Annotated in this window: 14 protein-coding genes; 3 read left to right on the top strand and 11 right to left on the bottom strand. The window is 54.3% G+C overall.

All coding sequences use genetic code 11. From position 1 onward, the window contains the following. Position 1 precedes the first annotated feature (1 nt). Positions 2-775 (top strand): adenosylmethionine decarboxylase, encoded by a 774-nt coding sequence (gene speD / locus IMQ33_RS19640; RefSeq protein ID WP_196062485.1) that lies wholly within the window; start codon positions 2-4, stop codon positions 773-775. A 61-nt stretch (positions 776-836) separates the two neighbouring features. On the opposite strand, the gene IMQ33_RS19635 is transcribed toward speD, so the two are convergent. The 11 genes from IMQ33_RS19635 to IMQ33_RS19585 form a co-directional block, all read right to left on the bottom strand. Then, positions 837-1,379 (bottom strand): fimbrial protein, encoded by a 543-nt coding sequence (locus IMQ33_RS19635; RefSeq protein WP_196062484.1) that lies wholly within the window; start codon positions 1,377-1,379, stop codon positions 837-839. Positions 1,380-1,392: 13 nt separating this feature from the next. After that, the gene (locus tag IMQ33_RS19630; protein WP_196062483.1) at positions 1,393-2,511 is read right to left on the bottom strand and encodes a fimbrial protein; all 1,119 of its coding nucleotides are present in this window, start codon (positions 2,509-2,511) and stop codon (positions 1,393-1,395) included. Between the two features lie 29 nt (positions 2,512-2,540). Further along, positions 2,541-5,099, bottom strand: a complete 2,559-nt coding sequence (locus IMQ33_RS19625) for a fimbria/pilus outer membrane usher protein (protein WP_196062482.1) — start codon at positions 5,097-5,099, stop codon at positions 2,541-2,543. A 48-nt stretch (positions 5,100-5,147) separates the two neighbouring features. Then, entirely contained in the window at positions 5,148-5,882 is a 735-nt protein-coding gene (locus IMQ33_RS19620; protein WP_196062481.1) for a molecular chaperone, read from the bottom strand. Positions 5,883-5,954: 72 nt separating this feature from the next. Next, a complete protein-coding gene (locus tag IMQ33_RS19615; RefSeq protein WP_196062480.1) occupies positions 5,955-6,533 on the bottom strand; it encodes a fimbrial protein in 579 nt (192 codons plus the stop codon). Between the two features lie 125 nt (positions 6,534-6,658). Further along, complete coding sequence (locus IMQ33_RS19610) at positions 6,659-7,114, bottom strand: helix-turn-helix domain-containing protein (protein ID WP_121608835.1); 456 nt, start codon at positions 7,112-7,114, stop codon at positions 6,659-6,661. A gap of 574 nt (positions 7,115-7,688) precedes the next feature. Continuing rightward, positions 7,689-9,884: a TonB-dependent siderophore receptor gene (locus tag IMQ33_RS19605; RefSeq protein WP_196062479.1), complete on the bottom strand. Its 2,196-nt coding sequence runs from the start codon at positions 9,882-9,884 to the stop codon at positions 7,689-7,691. Between the two features lie 22 nt (positions 9,885-9,906). Then, positions 9,907-11,232: a lysine N(6)-hydroxylase/L-ornithine N(5)-oxygenase family protein gene (locus IMQ33_RS19600; protein ID WP_196062478.1), complete on the bottom strand. Its 1,326-nt coding sequence runs from the start codon at positions 11,230-11,232 to the stop codon at positions 9,907-9,909. Next, positions 11,229-12,977, bottom strand: coding sequence for an aerobactin synthase IucC (iucC, locus tag IMQ33_RS19595; RefSeq protein ID WP_196062477.1), 1,749 nt, complete (start codon positions 12,975-12,977; stop codon positions 11,229-11,231). The genes IMQ33_RS19600 and iucC overlap by 4 nt, the downstream gene beginning before the upstream one ends. Next, a complete protein-coding gene (locus IMQ33_RS19590; RefSeq protein WP_024483627.1) occupies positions 12,974-13,924 on the bottom strand; it encodes a GNAT family N-acetyltransferase in 951 nt (316 codons plus the stop codon). Before IMQ33_RS19590 ends, iucC begins: the two co-directional genes overlap by 4 nt. Next, positions 13,921-15,651: an IucA/IucC family siderophore biosynthesis protein gene (locus IMQ33_RS19585; protein ID WP_196062476.1), complete on the bottom strand. Its 1,731-nt coding sequence runs from the start codon at positions 15,649-15,651 to the stop codon at positions 13,921-13,923. The genes IMQ33_RS19590 and IMQ33_RS19585 overlap by 4 nt, the downstream gene beginning before the upstream one ends. A 133-nt stretch (positions 15,652-15,784) precedes the next feature. Here IMQ33_RS19585 and IMQ33_RS19580 point away from each other — a divergent pair, with 133 nt between their 5' ends. Both IMQ33_RS19580 and IMQ33_RS19575 read left to right on the top strand, forming a co-directional pair. Beyond that, the gene (locus IMQ33_RS19580; protein WP_161713116.1) at positions 15,785-17,011 is read left to right on the top strand and encodes an MFS transporter; all 1,227 of its coding nucleotides are present in this window, start codon (positions 15,785-15,787) and stop codon (positions 17,009-17,011) included. A 1-nt stretch (position 17,012) separates the two neighbouring features. After that, positions 17,013-17,891, top strand: coding sequence for a siderophore-interacting protein (locus IMQ33_RS19575; protein WP_065683827.1), 879 nt, complete (start codon positions 17,013-17,015; stop codon positions 17,889-17,891). Positions 17,892-17,918 lie beyond the last annotated feature (27 nt).

Raw genomic sequence — 17,918 nt, 5'->3', positions numbered from 1 at the left:
ATTGCCAAGGCTCAAGCTGCACGGATTCAATAATCTGACCAAGAGTCTGAGTTTTTGTATCTATGATATTTGTTACGCCGAGACGGTAGAGGAGCGCGACGGCTATATCGCCTACATAGACGAGCAATATAATGCTAACCGTCTGACCGAGATCCTGGTTGAAACCTGTTCGCTGATTGGGGCCAACGTGTTGAGCGTTGCCCGCCAGGACTATGAGCCTCAAGGTGCCAGCGTGACTATTCTCGCCAGTGAGGAGCCGATAAGCCCAAATGGCGTCAAACCTCTCCAGCCAGAGTCCGTCGTGGCGCATTTGGACAAAAGCCATATCTGCGTTCATACCTACCCGGAAAGTCACCCTGGGTGTGGGGTTTGCACCTTTCGAGCCGATATCGACGTCTCGACCTGTGGGGTGATTTCGCCGCTGAAAGCCCTCAACTACCTGATCCAGCAGTTGGAGTCAGATATTGTGACGATCGATTACCTGATCAGAGGTTTTACCCGGGATGTGCATGGGGTGAAGCATTACATCGATCATGAGATCAATTCGATCCAAAACTTCATTTCGCCAGAGATAAAGTCGCTATACCAGATGGTGGATGTAAACGTTTATCAGGAAAATATCTTCCATACCAAGATGTTGCTAAAAGCGTTCGATTTGCATGATTACCTGTTCAGCACCAGGTTACACACCCTCAGCGAGGCCCGGCAACTGGAGATCAGCAAGCTGTTGTGTAAAGAGATGCAGGAGATTTACTCTGGACGAAATATGCCGTAGATGGGGTGATGCCTGCTACCGGACAAGCGCAGGCATCAATTTGCTCGGTGCACTGAAGAAATCAGTCATAGCTGATATTAAACAGTACCGCACTCTTCACTTTTCCGGGGGTTGCGCGCCCGGTGGCATAATACTCATAGCCGATATCACACTGGCTGCGGTTATCGACAATAACGGCACAGCCAACGCGCGGGCCGGTGCGTAAATCCAGCGGCTTGTCATTCATCAGAAGCCGGATTTCGACGTTTTCGGCCTCGCCGCTCAGCGTATTGACCAGGTTGCCGGTATCCGGACTGACCGTGGGCCCATTTCCCAGCGTAATATAGGGCGTGTAACCGTTGGTACAATGTACCCCGCCGATATGGATGCTGCCTAGCGAACGGCCATGAGTCATACCGGCTGCGCGTAGGCTCCCCACAGAGACCTGCGGCATCATCCAGTCGTAGTCCTTGTGTTCTTGCCCCTCGACGCTGTCAAAATAACAGGTCGCGAGCTTAATGGAGCCAGTGACGTTCAGTATGCCAGTCGAGGCGGCTGCAACGCTGTTGACGCAGCAAATAAGCACCAGCAGAGACAGTATTCTCTGCGTATTCATTATCTTCATTCTCCACTCCCGGTTATTGGTAAGTGATCATAAACTCTATTTGGGCATCAGCCCTTCCCGCCCGGATAGGGGTTGAGGTTTGAACATAAGTCGCCTTGACGCCCAGGCTGTAATCGCTGCCGCGGTCTTCAAGGAAGGTAATGTAATTTGCCAGATTGATGCTCTGGTTGAATTTTGCCCATTGGTAGTTGCCGTTTTCCTGCCTGAAGCTCAGTTGGACACCTACCCCTGAGGCTGCGTCACCGGCGGTGGTATTCAGTTTCGAGATCCCGCGTTCGGCATCAATAAATCCGTTGCGCGGTGTCAGCTTGAGGCTGATAACGTTGGGCTTGAATACGCCGTAAGAGGTTGAACCATAGAAGGCGGGGCAACCCGACAGCACAATCTGGGTCTCGGCGCTGCCTGCCGTGCTGCCGATACCGTTGAACTCATCAGGATAGTGCTCCCCGAGCGGCAGGTAATAATTGTTGCCAACGTTGCAGGTCGCCGGGATCGCCGTCAGGTTGCCCACTATCCTCGCTTGTTGATAGACAAAACTTTCACCATTGCCGTCGAATGAGGTTTTGAACCTGGGGAGATCGCTACTGCTAATAGTTCCGCTGCCGATGTTGGCGGCGATTTTAATCATTGCAATATTAAAACTGACTGCAGCATCGTCTTGGCCGGTAAAGTTGAAAACGCTTTCGCTGCTGGGTGAAAAGAAAGCAGTAAGCCTACCAGGGAGCTGTAGATGGGAGCCGCTGTTACCATCGGGGGTACCTTGCCACAGGGCTACCCCGACGCCAGAAATATTGGTATTGAACACGGTGGGAAACGTCGCGTCACGGTAACTGGATTGGCCATGGGGGGCGCTGATTACGGAGTTAACCAGATCATAAACCCCCGCACGGCACAGCAGACTGGCACCGTTGCCATTAGTCTGGATACGTTGGGAATAGATGACACTGCCGATTGGAAGGTCCTCTCCCACGGTAACATAGCCGCCGATGGTCAATCGGGTATCAAGCGGAGCTTTGACTGCGGAGGAGCTATCCCAATCACAACCCGCACTTGCTGCGAGCGCATTCTGCGCATACAGGCCGCCGCAGAACATCAGTGATATCGCCGTTGCTGAGGCGAATAGTCTTTTCATGTTGTTTCTCATTGTGTGTGGGCACTTCGTCATTGGCAGACTCCTTGAATCAATTGCCTGCTGTCTACAGAGGTGCCTGGCTGCAGCGAATAATGGATGCTGCAATGCTCTGCCTGGCTATCCCCCCATCTCACCTGCAACACGCCTTTCAGGTCGAGATCGCGCGCCACCACCAGGCTGGCCTGGCCGACAACCCCCACGGCGTTGTTCTGTGCATCATAGACGTTGGCAGCGAAGGGCAGTGGGCTACCGTCCGGTCGCTTGGCTCTGATGTAGGTCACCTTGCCGCGTTTGGTTTCATAATCAAGCAGGACCAATGCACCGGCGCGGGGGGCGGTGGTATTGCGGGTAGACAGCAACTCCACGTCCTGTGAACTGCCCTTGGGATCGATATCGACCTGATTGAGATAGTAGGGCCGCAGGTAAGGGACGATGGCATAGCCAAAACGGTCGATCTGAACGCCGGGAGCGCCGGTGACGAGAGCGCCTTCAGCACCAGGTGCCCGTACCAGACCGCCTGTTTCGCCAAGTGATTGCCCTAAAGTGATACCGCCACGGTGGGCTACCAGAGCACCATCCATGCTTGCTGAAACCTGCCGGTTTCCCTGCCCATAGCTATAGTTTGCGCCCATATGGGCAAAGGATGAGCGGTAGCCAACGCCACCGTTGAAAAAGTTGCTATTGCCTTCAGTATTACGGCTGGTGCTGACGACATAGTTAAACTGATTCTGTTCACCCGCATTGCCCGACAGGCCAATCAGGCCAGTGCTCCCCTTGTCGTCGGTAGTGCCGGTAGCATTGAGCGTTGGCGCATGGGGGTTCGAGCCTAGCGGTAACGAGAGCGTCAACGCGTATTGGGTTTCCCGCTGATCCGCCGTTGTCTCTTCTGTATTTCCTGTGAGTTGCCCGCTTAGCGTTCGGTTGACCGAAAGGGTATAGCTGAGATTGCGCCAGAAGTTGCTATAGCCTAGCTGCAGGCTCTGTTGTGAACTGCTCTGGTTCCAGTAAGAGGTATGATTGCCGGTGGCATACAGGCTTCCCCAGCCTTCTCCCAGTTGCTGGTTGACCGAAAGCGTAAACAGGCTGCGTTGACGGCCATAGGCATCGATATTTCCATTACGCAGTGCCAGATCGCGCAGCTGCACAGCGTCATTTAAGCTCAGGAAACCGTCGGTTGAGTAACGATAAGCGGCTACTGAGAAGCTGGTTTGTGTTTCTGGATACATCTGGCTGAAGCCGATACGATAGCTTTGCCCTGAACGCGGATGCTGGCCGGGCAACCGGGTTTTCGCTTGTGTAACATCCAATGAAAGTGCGCCGATAAACGTGTTCATGGCACCACCCAATAAGGCCGAAAGGTACCCTTTGCTGGCGGTAGCGCCGGTGTAGCCGGTGATGAAATTACTCAGGCCCAACTGGTAGGTCAGGCTGCCAAACTCAGGCTTGTTTGCCAACCCATCACTATTCACTTTACCCGCAGCCACTTCGTAGCGGCTTATTCCTGGCCGCAACATTTGAGTCACTGAAGCATAAGGAACCGTGAAGGTTCTGACTTGGCCATTGGCCTCTTCTACTTGTACGGTCAATTCCCCTCCATAGCTGGTGGGGTAGAGATCGTTAATCTCGAAAGGCCCCGGAGATACCGTCGTGGTATAGAGCGTGTAACCATTCTGAGTAATGATCACTCTGGCGTTGGTATTGGCTATGCCACGAACTACGGGGGCGTAGCCACGTAGAGCGTCAGGTAGCATGCGGTCATCAGAATAAAGTCTGACCCCTCGGAAACGTATGCCGTCAAACAGTTCGCCACTGGTAAAGGCGTCACCCAGGATCAATTGAGATTGCAGCGCGGTAACATCGCGGCTGATATAGGAAGATGTGCTTGTGTAATCCCCGCCACTCTCTCCCGAGGACCAATTGATGCTGCCGTTATTTCGCACGCGCCAAGGGCCGAAATTCAGACCGTTACGCAGCCCGAGATAGCCGTAGGTGTTGCTGTTTTCCCGCTGTCTTGACTGATAAACGTTGGCGTTGTAGTTCACTATCAAGGCGGTTAAGCCATCCTCCCACAGCTCGGGATTGACATAGCCACGCGGTGTCCTGTTGAGCAGCAACTGCGGTATCGTCAACGTCAGCTTTTGCTCGCCGACATCAAAACTGACGGTCGTCCCGGGCAGGAGTTCACTGAGTGAACCGCAATAGCCCTCTTGCACTAATGGCGCCAATTGCACGGCAGGGATCTGAGCCAACAGTTTCTCTGCGCTCAAATTGAGCAACGAAAAGAAACTGCCCGGATAGCAGGGAAGGGTTTGCAGGTTATTGCCCGGCTGGGCCTTAAACTGGATTTTTTCATTGCCGATCCGTTGGCCGTTAAGCTCGATCGCCACGGTGTAGATGCCAGGAACAACGACGTTACTGCGGCTGAATTGAGCCGGATCAAATGTTCCTACCTTACCGCCAGGGAAAAAACTGGGGTCGAATGTCACTTCTTCCGGCGTGTCTGCCGCATAGCTGGAAGTGGCCGAAACCATGGCACATGAAAGAAACCACTTCAGCACGGTTTTTATTGTCGGTTTACACCTAGTCATAGCGTCCTTGATGACTCAGATAAGCCAATACTCTGAAAAAGGGTTATGTCAGCGGCCTAACGGGTATGTTTTTTCAATAAAAGCCCCGTAGTCATTAATCGCCTTGGTGATTACGCTATTTGGCGGCACCGCAATGACCTTGTTATCGCGTTTTAGTTGAAAGGTTTGCTCAGAGAAGGGGGCGATCATGCCGCCATCTGTGCCGGCTACCGAGGCGATGCCATAACCAGATAACTGCACGGAGGCATAGCTGATATGGTATGGCGTGGGGTTTTTAGCGAGCAGTTTTTCCCCTTGCCGTTGCCAGCTCACCTTATCCAGGATTTCCAGTGACAGCCCTGGCAACGTTGAGGGGCGGTAAAATACCTTCAGGCGGTTGCGATAGGCGATGGAGAGGTAATTCTGATCCCCTTTCGACTGGGGAGGGACTTCAAGCACGTTGATCCAATATAGCGTCTCGCGGTCGGTGGCGTGACTTACCAACGGCGTTGAGGTAATACGCAAGGTTTGCGCCTTGGCGGGTTCAACTCGTGAAACCGGTGGCATGATCATAAAAGGAACATCGCTGTCTTCAGGAGCTGAATTCGCATCGCCGGCATCTATCCAAGATTGAACCAATAGCGGGAAACGGCTTTTATTTTCCAGTTTCAACGTGACTTCTTTGGCATCACTTGGGTAGATCACGCGCGTACCCGATATGACGATACCGGCATGTAAAGAGGTGGAAAAAAATCCGCTCAACAGCAGCGATAGCAGTAGCCAATATTTTTTAATCAAGCACATAACAATCTCGTCAGTAAAGACGTGGCAAATATGGCCCTGTGGTTACAGGGCCATAACCTATTCAATCAGGTTTTATTGATAAACGATGCTGTATTTAACCGTAGAGGCAACTTGGCCCGGGCCCGCCGCGCCACCAACAGCAACATACTGGCCAAAGTAGGTATATTCGGCAGTTTGATTGGCGATGGTTTTTGGCGCAAGGTTGTTATTGCCGGAAACCAGGTTGATCGGGCTGTTGGTTTCGCCATTCAGGATTTGTACCTGAACATTTGTCGCTGGATTGGTGGCTGAAGTATTTTTCAACCAACCAGTCGCATTATCGATAGCCGGGCTAGTTGGTTCAAAATACACTGAAGCAATCTTACCGTTGGTGCAGTTTAAATCAGTAGGGCCACCCAGTTTGATGGTAAATGGTGCAGGCTTGGCCGTGGCACCGGCAAAGCTTAACTCACTGGCGCTGACCGTCTCTAAAGGCACGTTCAGATCAACAGCACCATTTGGCGTCTGATCGTTGATCAGGCAAGTTGCGTCAGTGACTTCGCCGGTGAAATTGATATTACCACCCGCTACGGTGATAGCGGCGGAAGCCGGAAGCGCAGCGAAGCCGCCGATAGCCAGTGAGAGAGCCATTACTAATGTGGTTTTTTTCATTGCATATGATCCTTGTTAATTATCCTTAAAATACTCTGAGCGTTACATGGAGTAACATCAGAGCCGTCATTTCACTATGGCAGTGAAAATACTGTTCCCTTTTATGGCGGTGATAAACAATCAAATCATATTTTTTTTATATATAGTGGAGTCACATGGGCTCCACGTAAGGTATATCCTTTTCCTCTCGAACTTTTAATAAAGTCATCGGCGATACCAATTTTACTTAGCCTTGCTTTAAGTTCGGAAATAACTTGGGTCAATCTTGTGGTTGAGGAGGAGAGGTTATAATTCTCCCAAACCTGCACCAGTAACTCCTGGTTGGAAACATAGCCACAGCTGGCGTGTGCCAATAGATAAGTCAGCAACCGCAGCATCGTTTCACGCAGTCTTAGATAGTTGGTAAATCGTTCCTCACCCTGATGGGGGTACTCTATCGTATTATAGAGTTTGATTACCGAACTCGATTTGATATCTACCTGATACTCATCATTGATAATATAGCCAAAAAGCAATAATCCGCTCTCACTCGTCTTGGTGATGGGGGCTGCTACATATTTAATTTGAATCGTATCATCCATTATCAACTCCGCCGCATCCGCTGCTAAAACTGTCTGGCTCTGACTTCATCAATCGGAACTGTCATTCCCATACATTGGCTTTATATATTATTGCCTGAAGAGTTAATGTCAATTCATAAAAATAAAAAAATAACCGAAATAAAAAGAGTTTAAATCTTGTTGTTGGCGTTTTTTTGATATTTTCGTTTGTTTTTGTCGATTATTTGGCTGGGTTTTGATATTTAATATCATTACTGTAGGGAATTTAATGCATAAGCATAATATGCTGTTTTGGGAGCGTTATAGTCTTTGTTTTTTGTTTTTTATTTTAAAAATCGCGTGAGTGAAGTTAAGGTTGAAATAGTCTGTGATCTGACATGTTTTCTATTCGGAGGAATCTTAATGACTTTTTATCTTATATTTTATTTTCGTCGTTCGCAAGTAGGATAAATCGCAATAATAACAGGTGTGTATAGATATTAAACATATCTGTGTTTTTTTATTTATAATTTTGGTGTTGGTGGAGCTCGCATCCCTTGTGCGGATGAAAAGCAGGCCGAATAGAGGAATTCGGCCTGGTGACATCGGAGAGGTCTTAGAACAGCACTGAGTAGTTCAAACCAAAGGTACGGCCACGGCCTTTATAGCTGTATAACTCCGGCGCGCCGTAGGTTGGGCTATACAGGATTGGCGCCCGTTGGCCCCACACGGTGGTGTAGTCTTTGTCCAACAGGTTCTCTACGCTGAAACTGACCTTGCCCACCGGCAGGGCATAGCTGCTGAGGGCGTCAATAGTGTTATAGCCGTCGAGCTTACGGCCCTGGCTGTCGGAAACGTCGAAGGTTTGCTGCGACTGGACGCGAACCGTCCAGTCACCCGGTGCCCAGTTAACGTAGGCGGTGGCTTTCGACGGGCTGGCGGTGTCGACGGTCAACTTTTCCCATTTGCCATCGGTCTTGGTTTCCGACTTGATCAGGTTGAAGGTGGCACCGGTGCTCCATTCGCTGTCGTCGAAGAAGTAGTCCACCGCGCCTTCCATCCCGTAAATCCGACGCTTATCAGTGTTCATGCTGATGGTCATATCGGTCTTGTTGATGGTGATGGTCTTGTCTGACAGGGAATAGTAGGCCGCAAGCTGGGTACGCAGGTTGTCGCCATTGTAGCGCCAGCCCAGCTCGTAGGAGTCAACCTTGATGCCGTCCAGCTTGGAGTCATTGACGTTGACGCTTTTTTGCAGCTGATAGTGGCCGTTCACCAGCTTATAGGTGCCGGAGCCGTAATATTTGGCCAGATCCGGGATCTCAAACCCTTGTGAGAAGTTGAACCAGGTCTGTTGGCGTTCTGTCAGATGGGCCAGCAAACCGGCATTGAACAGCGCGTTGTTGTAGTCGGTTTTACCACCCGGCACGGCATCGGCAGAGGTCGCCAGACCGTTGGCGATCCCTTGTTGCTGTGCGTAGCCAACGAAATCATCCACCTTGTTCTCGGTGTACTGGTAGCGCACGCCGCCGCTCAGGGTAAACATCGGATCGATGTCGTAGCTGGCCTGCATGAACGGTGCCAGGTTGGTGGTGGTATAGCTCGGGTAGCGGCCGACGTTGTAGGCATTTTGCAGCGTCATCCCGCCAGACTGCTGGGCCAGTGCCAGATTGAAGAACTGCTGGTTGGCATTGAAGCTTTCATGATCGGCATCGAAGCCGTAGGTCAGCGTCAGGCTGTCGATCGGTTTGCTGTTCAGGGTCAGCTTACCGCCGTAGAAATCGGTTTTCTGTTGTGAGGCGCCGATGCTGGTTACCTTGCCGCCGCTCAGGGTTGGGAACGGATAGAAAGTCAGCGATTCATCACGATAATAAACCTGTGCCACCAGATCCTGGCCCCAGAAATCGGTGTTGGAGTATTGCAGGTTGATCAAATGGCGTTCGGTGCCTGGAATGCGATCCGAATCCAGATTACCGCTGTTGTAGGCCTGCCCGTTACCGGTCACCGCCGAGAAGTTTTGCCCCAGATACAGGCCGTGCTTACCGTCTGACTCGCTGTTGAAATATTGCGTGGTCAGTTGCAGCTGCTGGTGATCGTCGATGTTGATGGTGCCGGTGCCCATCAGGTCGATACGATCGGAATATTGCAGGCCGGTTTGGGTGTTGTCGATCAGCACCTCGTCGCCTTTGCCGTCATACCAGCCGCCGTAACGCTGATAGGAAACCGACAGGCGCCCGGAGGCTTTATCGGTGCCGCCGCTGACCGCTGCCGACACGTTTTCGTCGTGATCGCTGCTGCTGTTAAAGCCGGTTTTACCGCCAAGCTGCAGCTCAACCTGTTTTTCCTCCTGGCCCTTCTTGGTCACGATGTTGACCAGGCCACCGGTGCTGCCGCCGCCGTACAGCGAGGTAGCCCCGGAAATCACCTCAATATGGGCGATGTTAAACGGATCGATCGAATCTAGCTGGCGGCTGTCGCTGCGCGATGAGTTCAAGCGCACGCCGTCGATCATCACCATCATTGAGCGGCCACGCAGGTTCATGCCGTAGTTGGTACGGCCCTGGCTGCTGACGTCCATGCCCGGGATCAGCTGCGACAGCACATCCTTGATCTCTTTACCGCCCTGCACCTGCTGCTCAATTTCCTGGCCTTCGATCACCCAGGTGGTCTGGGCCATTTCCGCTACGCTGCGGTGAGAGCGGCTGGCGGAAACCACCAGTTGGTCATCATTTTTTTGTTCTTCTGCCCAGGCCGTTGGTGCGAGCATTGCTAACAGGCAAGGGTTTAGTACCCAGAGGTGTCTGCGTTTCATTATTGTTCAAACGTTTCCATGGTTAGTTAAAGTTAAAGATGGCGTCGTGTGCAGCTTGGGCGGTTACCGCTGCCTGCTGGCTACGCCATTGGATCACCGCCGGGGTGGACGTTAAGTCGAACTGGTCGCGTCCTAATGCCCGGTTGAGAATACGGGCCGAACGCCAAGCCATCAGGCTGAGCTGGGGTTCGGCAATGCCATGACTGTGCATGCCGGCATTGACGGCAAACAGACAGTTTTCGCTCGGACCCTGCCATTCCAGGGTGAAGTCAGGGGTAATGCGATACTCATCGTTCGCCGTAGTCAGCAGGCGATTGGCCAATGGTGCGAGAAACGCCGGGCGGTCTTGCTGATAGCCGGTGGCGAAGATCACCACGTCGCAGTCGAAGGTTTCCTTGCCCTGATCGAGATGGTGATGGGTGACCAGTTGATAGCCATTGCCGGATGCGTGCATCGCGGCCAATGAGCGGCTAGGCAGCAGGTGGGCCCAAGGCTTTTCGCGTAATACTTCAAAGCGGTGATACATCGCCTGGTAAATCGCCAGCAGCGATCCGCTGGTGATGCCGTCCGACGTCATTTTCTGCTCGGTCAGCATGCGCTGTTTGGCGCTGTCGCTCAGAGTGTAGAAGCTTTCTACGTATTCCGGCGTGAAGTACTCATTGGCGAAGGCGGCTTCGTCCAGCGCGTTGTAATTGTTGCGGCGCGAGATCCAGTTCAACTGCTTGGGCTGGCCCCACTCGGCGCGGAAAATATTCAAAAACAGATCGGCACCGCTTTGACCGCCGCCGATTACGGTGACGCGCTTGCCGGTAAGGTCCGGGTTACGCAGGCTCATTTCGCTGGCATGGAAGCAGTGATCGTTTTGTTCGCTGACGCAGTCCGGCAGCTTGGGGCGTTTGCCTATCCCTAAGCAGATATGGCGAGCACGGTAGACATCACGCTGGGTGGTGACAACAAATTGGCGTTGCTGGTCGTCAAAATCCACGCTGCGGATGTCTTGGCTGAACTCGAGCGTCTCCAGCCCGTTAGCCGCCCAGTCGAGATAGTCGGCGAACTCTTCGCGGGAGACCGTGCGCTGCTCGGTGGTCAGGAAACGGTAGAACTTCTTCCTTTTCACCAGGTAGTTGAGAAAGCTGTACGGGTTGGTCGGCGAAACCGCGCTGACCAGATCTTTGAGGAAACTGGTTTGCATATGGCAGTCCGGCACCATCATGCCCGGGTGCCAGGAGAAGTGCGGTTTGCGTTCGAAAAACTTGCTGTTAAAGCCGGTAACCTCACTGCCGAGTGCGGCAATGCTCAGATTGAATGGGCCGACGCCGATGCCGATGAAATCCAGAGGCTGATTCATTGGGCAAACTCCTTGGAGACCAAATAAAGAGGGTTATCCAGATCTTGCAGGTAGTTCGGCAACATACGGCTGCCGCCATCCTGCTCTGAATAGGTGAGTTTCACCGGGTTGAGTACCACGCGAATAATCTGTGGCTTGAAAAGGTCGAACAGGGCAAAGCGGTCGGCCAACTGCGGATGCTGCGCCATATAGCGCTCCAGCACCTGTGCCAGCACTTGATAGAAACGCGGTTCGCTTATGCCGCAGCCGCTCATCAGCGGCGAAATGAAACGCAGCACGGTGACGAAATGCCCGGTTTGCAGGTCATGGATCAGATAGTCGGCAGGCAGGCGCACCGTTACGTCTTTTACCACCTGCGGCAGTGACGCGCCCTGTGGGAAGTCCTGATCCACCAGGCGCATATCGCCCTGGAAATCTTTTAGCAGCACCCGTTGCGGCACATGGTCTTTCATCACCAGCGTGATGTTCTGGCCATGGGCAATCAGTGCCACCCCGTAGCAGCACATCAGGTGGTACATCGGCAGCACCACCGCTTGGAACATTTGGGTCAGCCACGCCTCTGCGCTCAGGCCGGAACGGGCAATATAGGCGGCGATCAGCGGCTCACCCTGATTGTCGGTTTCCATCAGCGTTGCCATCAGGATCGCCTGCTCGTCCGGTTGCAGATAACAGGACGGGTTTTCACGCCAGATCACCCCGAGCATTTCCTGATAACGGTAGGGAGCCTTGGGCAGCGCGCCGTAGGTTGGATGGGCCAGGTAGCCCGCCGCCGGTTCACCCAGGATCTGGGCGCCGCTGGCCTGCAAAGTGCTGTCGCTGGCGAAAATCTGCTGTAACCAGCGTGAAGCCGCCGGCCCGGCGCTGATGTACTTGCCCGGAATGCCGCGATAGCAGGAGGTGTTGTAAATGGTCAACGGCAGCTTGATATCGAAGGGCACCCGGCGGCTGGTATTGGTCAAAGTGCGCAGGGACTGCTGAGCCAGATAGCGATCGCCAAACTCGCCCAGCTCAACCAGTTCACCGCTGGCCAGTTGTGGCAGGAAATGCAGCGCAATTTTTTGCTGCCATTGCCATGGGTGCAAAGGCACCGGCAGCCAGTCGTTGTCCAACTTCAGGTCGTGCCAACGGCGGTCAAAGCGTTGGCGTTCCCCGCTGTCCATCGCGCTGTTGAGCAAGTTTTCTAGCGGGAAGTCCTCGTCAATGCACCAGACAAAGCTGCTGCGTTTAGCTGCCACCCAGTGCAGCTGGAACTGGCCCTGATATTCTGGCGCATACTGTTGCAGCGCCGTCAGCCCCCAGCCACGGCGCCCCTTGTTGAAGACGAACTTCGGGTGGCCTGCCAACAGGCATTGCAGCGCGTCGGCATCCAGCGCAATCAGATCGTTGGCGCTCATCCCGTGGCGAGCGGTGAGTAACTGCATGTCACCGCGTAGGGTAGCGTACAGATCTTCCAAATGTTCGGCGATCTGTGCGTCGTCCATCTTCAGCACCTGCGCCAGATGCCGCAGCGTTTGATCGGCGGCCAGCGGCAGGCGATCGCAGCTCAGGCTGTTGGCATCGATGTGCAACCAACCCCAGATCCCGCGTTTGGCGTTAAAGCTGTAAGTCGCGTCACCGAGGGCTATTTGCCATTGGCCGCCGTGTTCCTCGGCCTGCAAGGTGCGCTCGTACTCCAGTTCCGCCAGGATTTTGGCGATCATCTGCAGGTTAACGCGTTGCCAATCAGCGTAATCGTGGCGGCTCATACCTGTCCCTCGCGGAAGAAGTCATCACGCTGGTTCATGATCAGCCGTGAGCGTTTATGGGGGAAATCAAACTCTTTCAGCGTTTGGTAGCCAGCGGTAGGGAGATGGCGGAACAGCCGCTGATTATCTGCACGCGGCTCGGCCACGACGCGAGTGGTGCGGGGTTCATCCAGGTATAAATAGTGGGTCAGGCCACGTAGCCAACTGCGGATGTACTGCGCACCACGCCAGTCCTCTTCGCCGACCAGCATGTGCAGGCCACGATCGAACGGCTGCCAGCGATAGTGGCGGCCAATGCGATCTTCGGGTGCCCAGTAAACTTCGAAATAGCCAAACGGCTGGTCATCAAAGCAGCCCAGCAGCGGGTAACAATAGCTGGAATCAAGCTGGCGCTGTAAATAGGCGGCTTGCACTTCGAGCGGCCCGCTCATTTCCCAGAAGGCGTCAACGCGGGGGGAATTCATCCAACGGGTGAACTGTTCGGCGTCACGCTCCACTTCGGGCAAACGGAAGCTTAAGCTACGTTTGATTTGCGGATCGTAGCGGCGATACACCTCACCGCTGGGCCGGGCAGGGCGCTGCGGGAACCACAGCTCGCGCTCGGCATCGTATTGCATTTGGCCGCCAGCGGTATGGCGTTCGGCAATCAGCCACAGCGGCAGTTGGTAGAAGGTTTCACGGGCCAGATAATCACCGCTGGCTTGGGCGAACAGTGCCAGAGCCTGTGGCTCCTCACGCCATTCGGCATAGGGAAGAGCAATGCCGCTCAGCTGTGGAGCTGCGATCAGCAACTGATCCAATGCCTGGATCAACCAGCCTGCTGGCAGTGAGCCTGGATAATGCAACGCAGCGCTGCCGTCCAATCCCAGGCTAAGGGACAGGTTTTTCCCCAGCAGTTCGCAACGGAATCCGCTGGTGGCGTGAACAATCTTGGCAACGGGCATCATTGAGCGGCCTCCACGCGCAGCGGATTGGTGAAATCAAAGTAGATCACCGCCGGATCGACAATGGTGTTCTCATTGTGATCGTGCAGATAGCAGAAGAAGTTGCCCTTGCAGTTCCAATGTTGGCTGTCGAGCACATAGTCCAGGCAACGGGTATTTTTCGCCGTGTTACGCAGCGTGGTTAATGCATCCCGTACTCGTCTCATCAGGCTCTCTTCACTGTCGAACCCTGCTGCCGCCATTGCGGCGGTCACGGCCAACGTAGAATTCACCAGCAAGTAGTAGGGGAAGTAGCGCAACAGCTGCTGCTCGCTAAAGCGATTCTCCGCTTCGGCTTCGCCGATTTCATCCAACCAAGGCGTGGCATCGCGGGTAAAGCCGCTGCCCTGGCAATCGCGGTACAGCATGCCCACCGGCAAGTCCTGCTGCATTTCTACCAGAATGTTTTGTTGATGGGCCAGCAACACCAGGCCGTAGTCGGCTTCGGCGCTGAACAGGGGTAGCAGCACCTGCTGGCAGTAAGCGTCCAGCCAGCAATGGGCTGCTTGTTGCAACGGCAAGTTCAGGCGGGCAGCCAGGCGACGCACTGCCGCGGCTAACAGGCTATCACCACCGTCTGGCGCTGCCTGTGTCAGGGTAACCAACACGTTGGTTTGGTTTTGCGCCTGACCGAACAGCAGGTTATCGCGCAGCGCCATCAGGCTTTCTTCCTGGATTGTGCCGTCAGCAGAACGTAATCCGGCCCAACCATCTTCCTGCATCACGCGCATCGTTGGGTAACGAGCTTGCAGTTCCTGCCAGCGGGAGGTCTGTGCCAGTCGAGCCAGACGCATACCGCGCTTCACTTCTTTGACCGACAGGGTACGCACCGAGTTGGTTAGCCGTACGCTGAGGGAGAACTTGATCATGTCGCGGCTGCCCGCGTGATACAGCGAACGTGAAGAGCTGGTTGGCAGCCAACGTTCACCGGCCTCACCCAGATCGCTCAGCTTGTGCTGCTCGACCAATTCGCGGCACCAGCTTTGTGCCAGCAGATAATCGGCCTGCCATGGATGCATCGGCAGCAGCCAGACGTCATCGGTAAAATGGCCTAGCAGCTGCGGCGCGCTTTCTGCGGTAAAGCGTTGCAGGCGCTGCTGTAACGTCAGGTCCAGGCTGTCGCCACACAGGTTGCGCTTATCTACTGCAAACCAGCGCAGGGGGAAGCTGCCAGCAAAATCTGGCAGGTAGCGCTGTGCCTGCTGCTGATCGAAGGGCTCATGGGATTTCGGAGCCGGGTGGAAGGCATGGCCAGCTAATAACCCTTGTTCCGCCTGGGCAAAATTCAGCGGCTGGTCACGTAGCTTTGGCCAGTCCAGCCGGATGGCGATCGCCTGTTGGGTATTGTCATGACTTTCCAGCACTCGCTGGCGAAAGCGTGCCAAAACCTCCTCAGTCAGTTGGCCTTTTATTGCCGGTTTGGCCAGCAACAACGTAACCAAACGCTCAAAACTCAGCGCTTCACCGTTGCCATTCAGGCAGGCGGGGAACTGATATTGATGATGTTGGGTTGGTGAGATATGCCGTAATGGAATGCGTATAAACTGGCTATCCGAAAGTGGGAGATGTAGCTGAGGATGTTGGCTATTGGTTGCCGGCACGATGTGCCAGTCCCGAGTTTCACGCATTAGCGCGTTGAGGAAACATTGCGCAGCCACATCGGTTGCTGCGCTTGCTAACTGGATGGTCATGACCCTTGTCACTCTGGAGCGATTGAGAATGATTCTTATATCAATAGTTCTTATTATTATCAATCACTGCATGATACAATTTTTTGATTAATTACACACAAAAACATCATTTTCTTAACGGTTATTTTACTTAATGCGCTTATTTTCGGGTTCAAAAATCGTTGCAATTGGTAATGATTCTCCTTCAAACTGGCCGCTGGCGTTTTGTGCCGGGCTATTGGGCATTGGGCAAAATGGTTTGCTGGTCGCTTTACCCGTGTTGGTCAGCCTGACCCAGCTCTCGCTGTCGGTGTGGGCAGGGTTGCTAACGCTGGGATCGATGCTGTTTCTTGTCGGTTCTCCCTGGTGGGGGCGGCAGGCAGAAATTCGTGGCTGTAAATACGTGGTGGTTATGGCCCTGGCGGGTTACCTGCTCAGCTTTGCGTTATTGGCCTTGGCCGTGTGGGGGCTGTCTGCTGGCTGGCTGCCTGAAATGGCTGGGTTGGGTGGATTGATTGTGGCGCGCATTGTCTATGGCCTGACAGTATCAGGCATGGTGCCCGCCAGCCAGACTTGGGCGCTGCAACGTGCTGGGTATGAACAACGTATGGCGGCGTTGGCCACTATCAGTTCCGGCCTGAGCTGTGGCCGGTTGCTTGGCCCGCTGTGTGCGGCCCTGGCGCTGTCTCTGCACCCGATGGCTCCGCTTTGGCTGATGGCGATTGCGCCGCTGATCGCGTTACTGGTGATCTGTCGCCAGCATAACGACCCGCCACTGCCAGCCGTGGCGCATCAGCAAAACCGCCTGCGGCTGACGATGATGCCCTATTTATTGTGTGCGTTGCTGCTCGCTGGCTGTGTCAGCCTGATGCAGTTGGGCTTGGCTCCACATTTGCAGCAGTTGTTCAGCCATTCGGCGACGACCGTTAGCCACCATGTGGCGGTATTACTCAGCGTAGCGGCAGGTTGCACGCTGTTGGCACAGTTTCTGGTGGTGCGGCCACAGCGTCTTACTCCGCCGCAGCTGCTGATGGTTGCCGCTGTGTTGATGATCGTTGGCTTGGGGCTGATGTGTACCGCTCCGCTGGCGCTGTTTTATCTTGGCTGTGCGCTGGCTTCGTTTGGGGCCGCGATGGCGACGCCGGGCTATCAACTGATGCTGAACGATAAGTTATCTACCGGCAAAGGGGCGGGAGCGATCGCCACTAGCCATACACTGGGCTATGGCGCGAGCGCGCTGATGGTGCCGGTGGTGAGTAAATTTTACGGTGAGTCTCAGTTGGTGGCGGCGGCACTGGTAGCCGCCGTCCTGCTGGGCGGCATTAGCAGCTGGCTATGGTGCCAGCATCGAATGGCAGACATTGCGCGGGAGAGTGAGTGATATGTCCGCAAGCTATCGCATCTTTGATCTTACCTTGAAGTATAAGGAAAATGTTTCCCCCTCGCTGCTGCGCTGCGTATTTACCGGCCCAGAGGTACAGCGCATGAAGCTGGAAGCTCCGGATCAACGGATCAAGCTGCTGTTCCCGGTAGCGGAAGGGCAGATCCAGCCGTTGGAGAATAGCGACGATTGGTACCGCAACTACATGGCGATACCGAAAGAGCAACGGCCCGTGATGCGTACCTACACGTTGCGGGCACTGCGCGCTGCTGAGAATGAAATGGACGTGGAGTTCGTGCTCCATGGCATTAATGGCCCGGCCTCTGCCTGGGCAACGCATGCCGTTGCGGGAGATAAACTCCAGGCTGTAGCGCCAAATGCCGATTTTGCTGAGGATAGCGGCGGCTATGAGTGGGCCCCGCCAGCGCAAACCCGGCAGGCGTTGCTGATCGCCGATGAAACGGCACTGCCAGCGGCGATGGGTATCCTCGAACAGTTGGCGCAGCAGGCTAACCCACCGCGTGTGCAGGCTTTCTTCGAAGTGCCGGTAGCGGGGGACTGCCTCGATATGGCGCACTTTCCGTTTGCCGAGGTTTACTGGCTGCCACGGGACGTTGGACACCAGCAACTGCATGGCACATTGCTGGTGGAGGCGGTGCGTCAGCGGGTTAATATTCCTTCCTCGGCGCGGGCTGAAGCGCAGTCTCTGGCAGAAAACAGTCTGGGTGGGGATTTGCTGTGGGAGCGTGCCGAAGGGGCTAAGACCTTTTACGCCTGGGTGGCGGCGGAGTCTTCGGTGGTGAAAACGTTGCGCCGTTACCTGATTGGCGAACGCGATCTGGACCGTTCCACGGTGAACTTTATGGCGTATTGGTGTTAATGGATAAAGTGACAATATTGCGTAATT

Origin of the sequence: Serratia sp. Res13-Sevr-LER1-36-b, from assembly GCF_015673035.1 — a bacterium.
Lineage (GTDB): Bacteria > Pseudomonadota > Gammaproteobacteria > Enterobacterales > Enterobacteriaceae > Chania > Chania fonticola_C.
The sequence above is the reverse complement of the archived record's forward strand: the minus strand, read 5'-3'. Positions and strand labels throughout refer to the sequence as shown.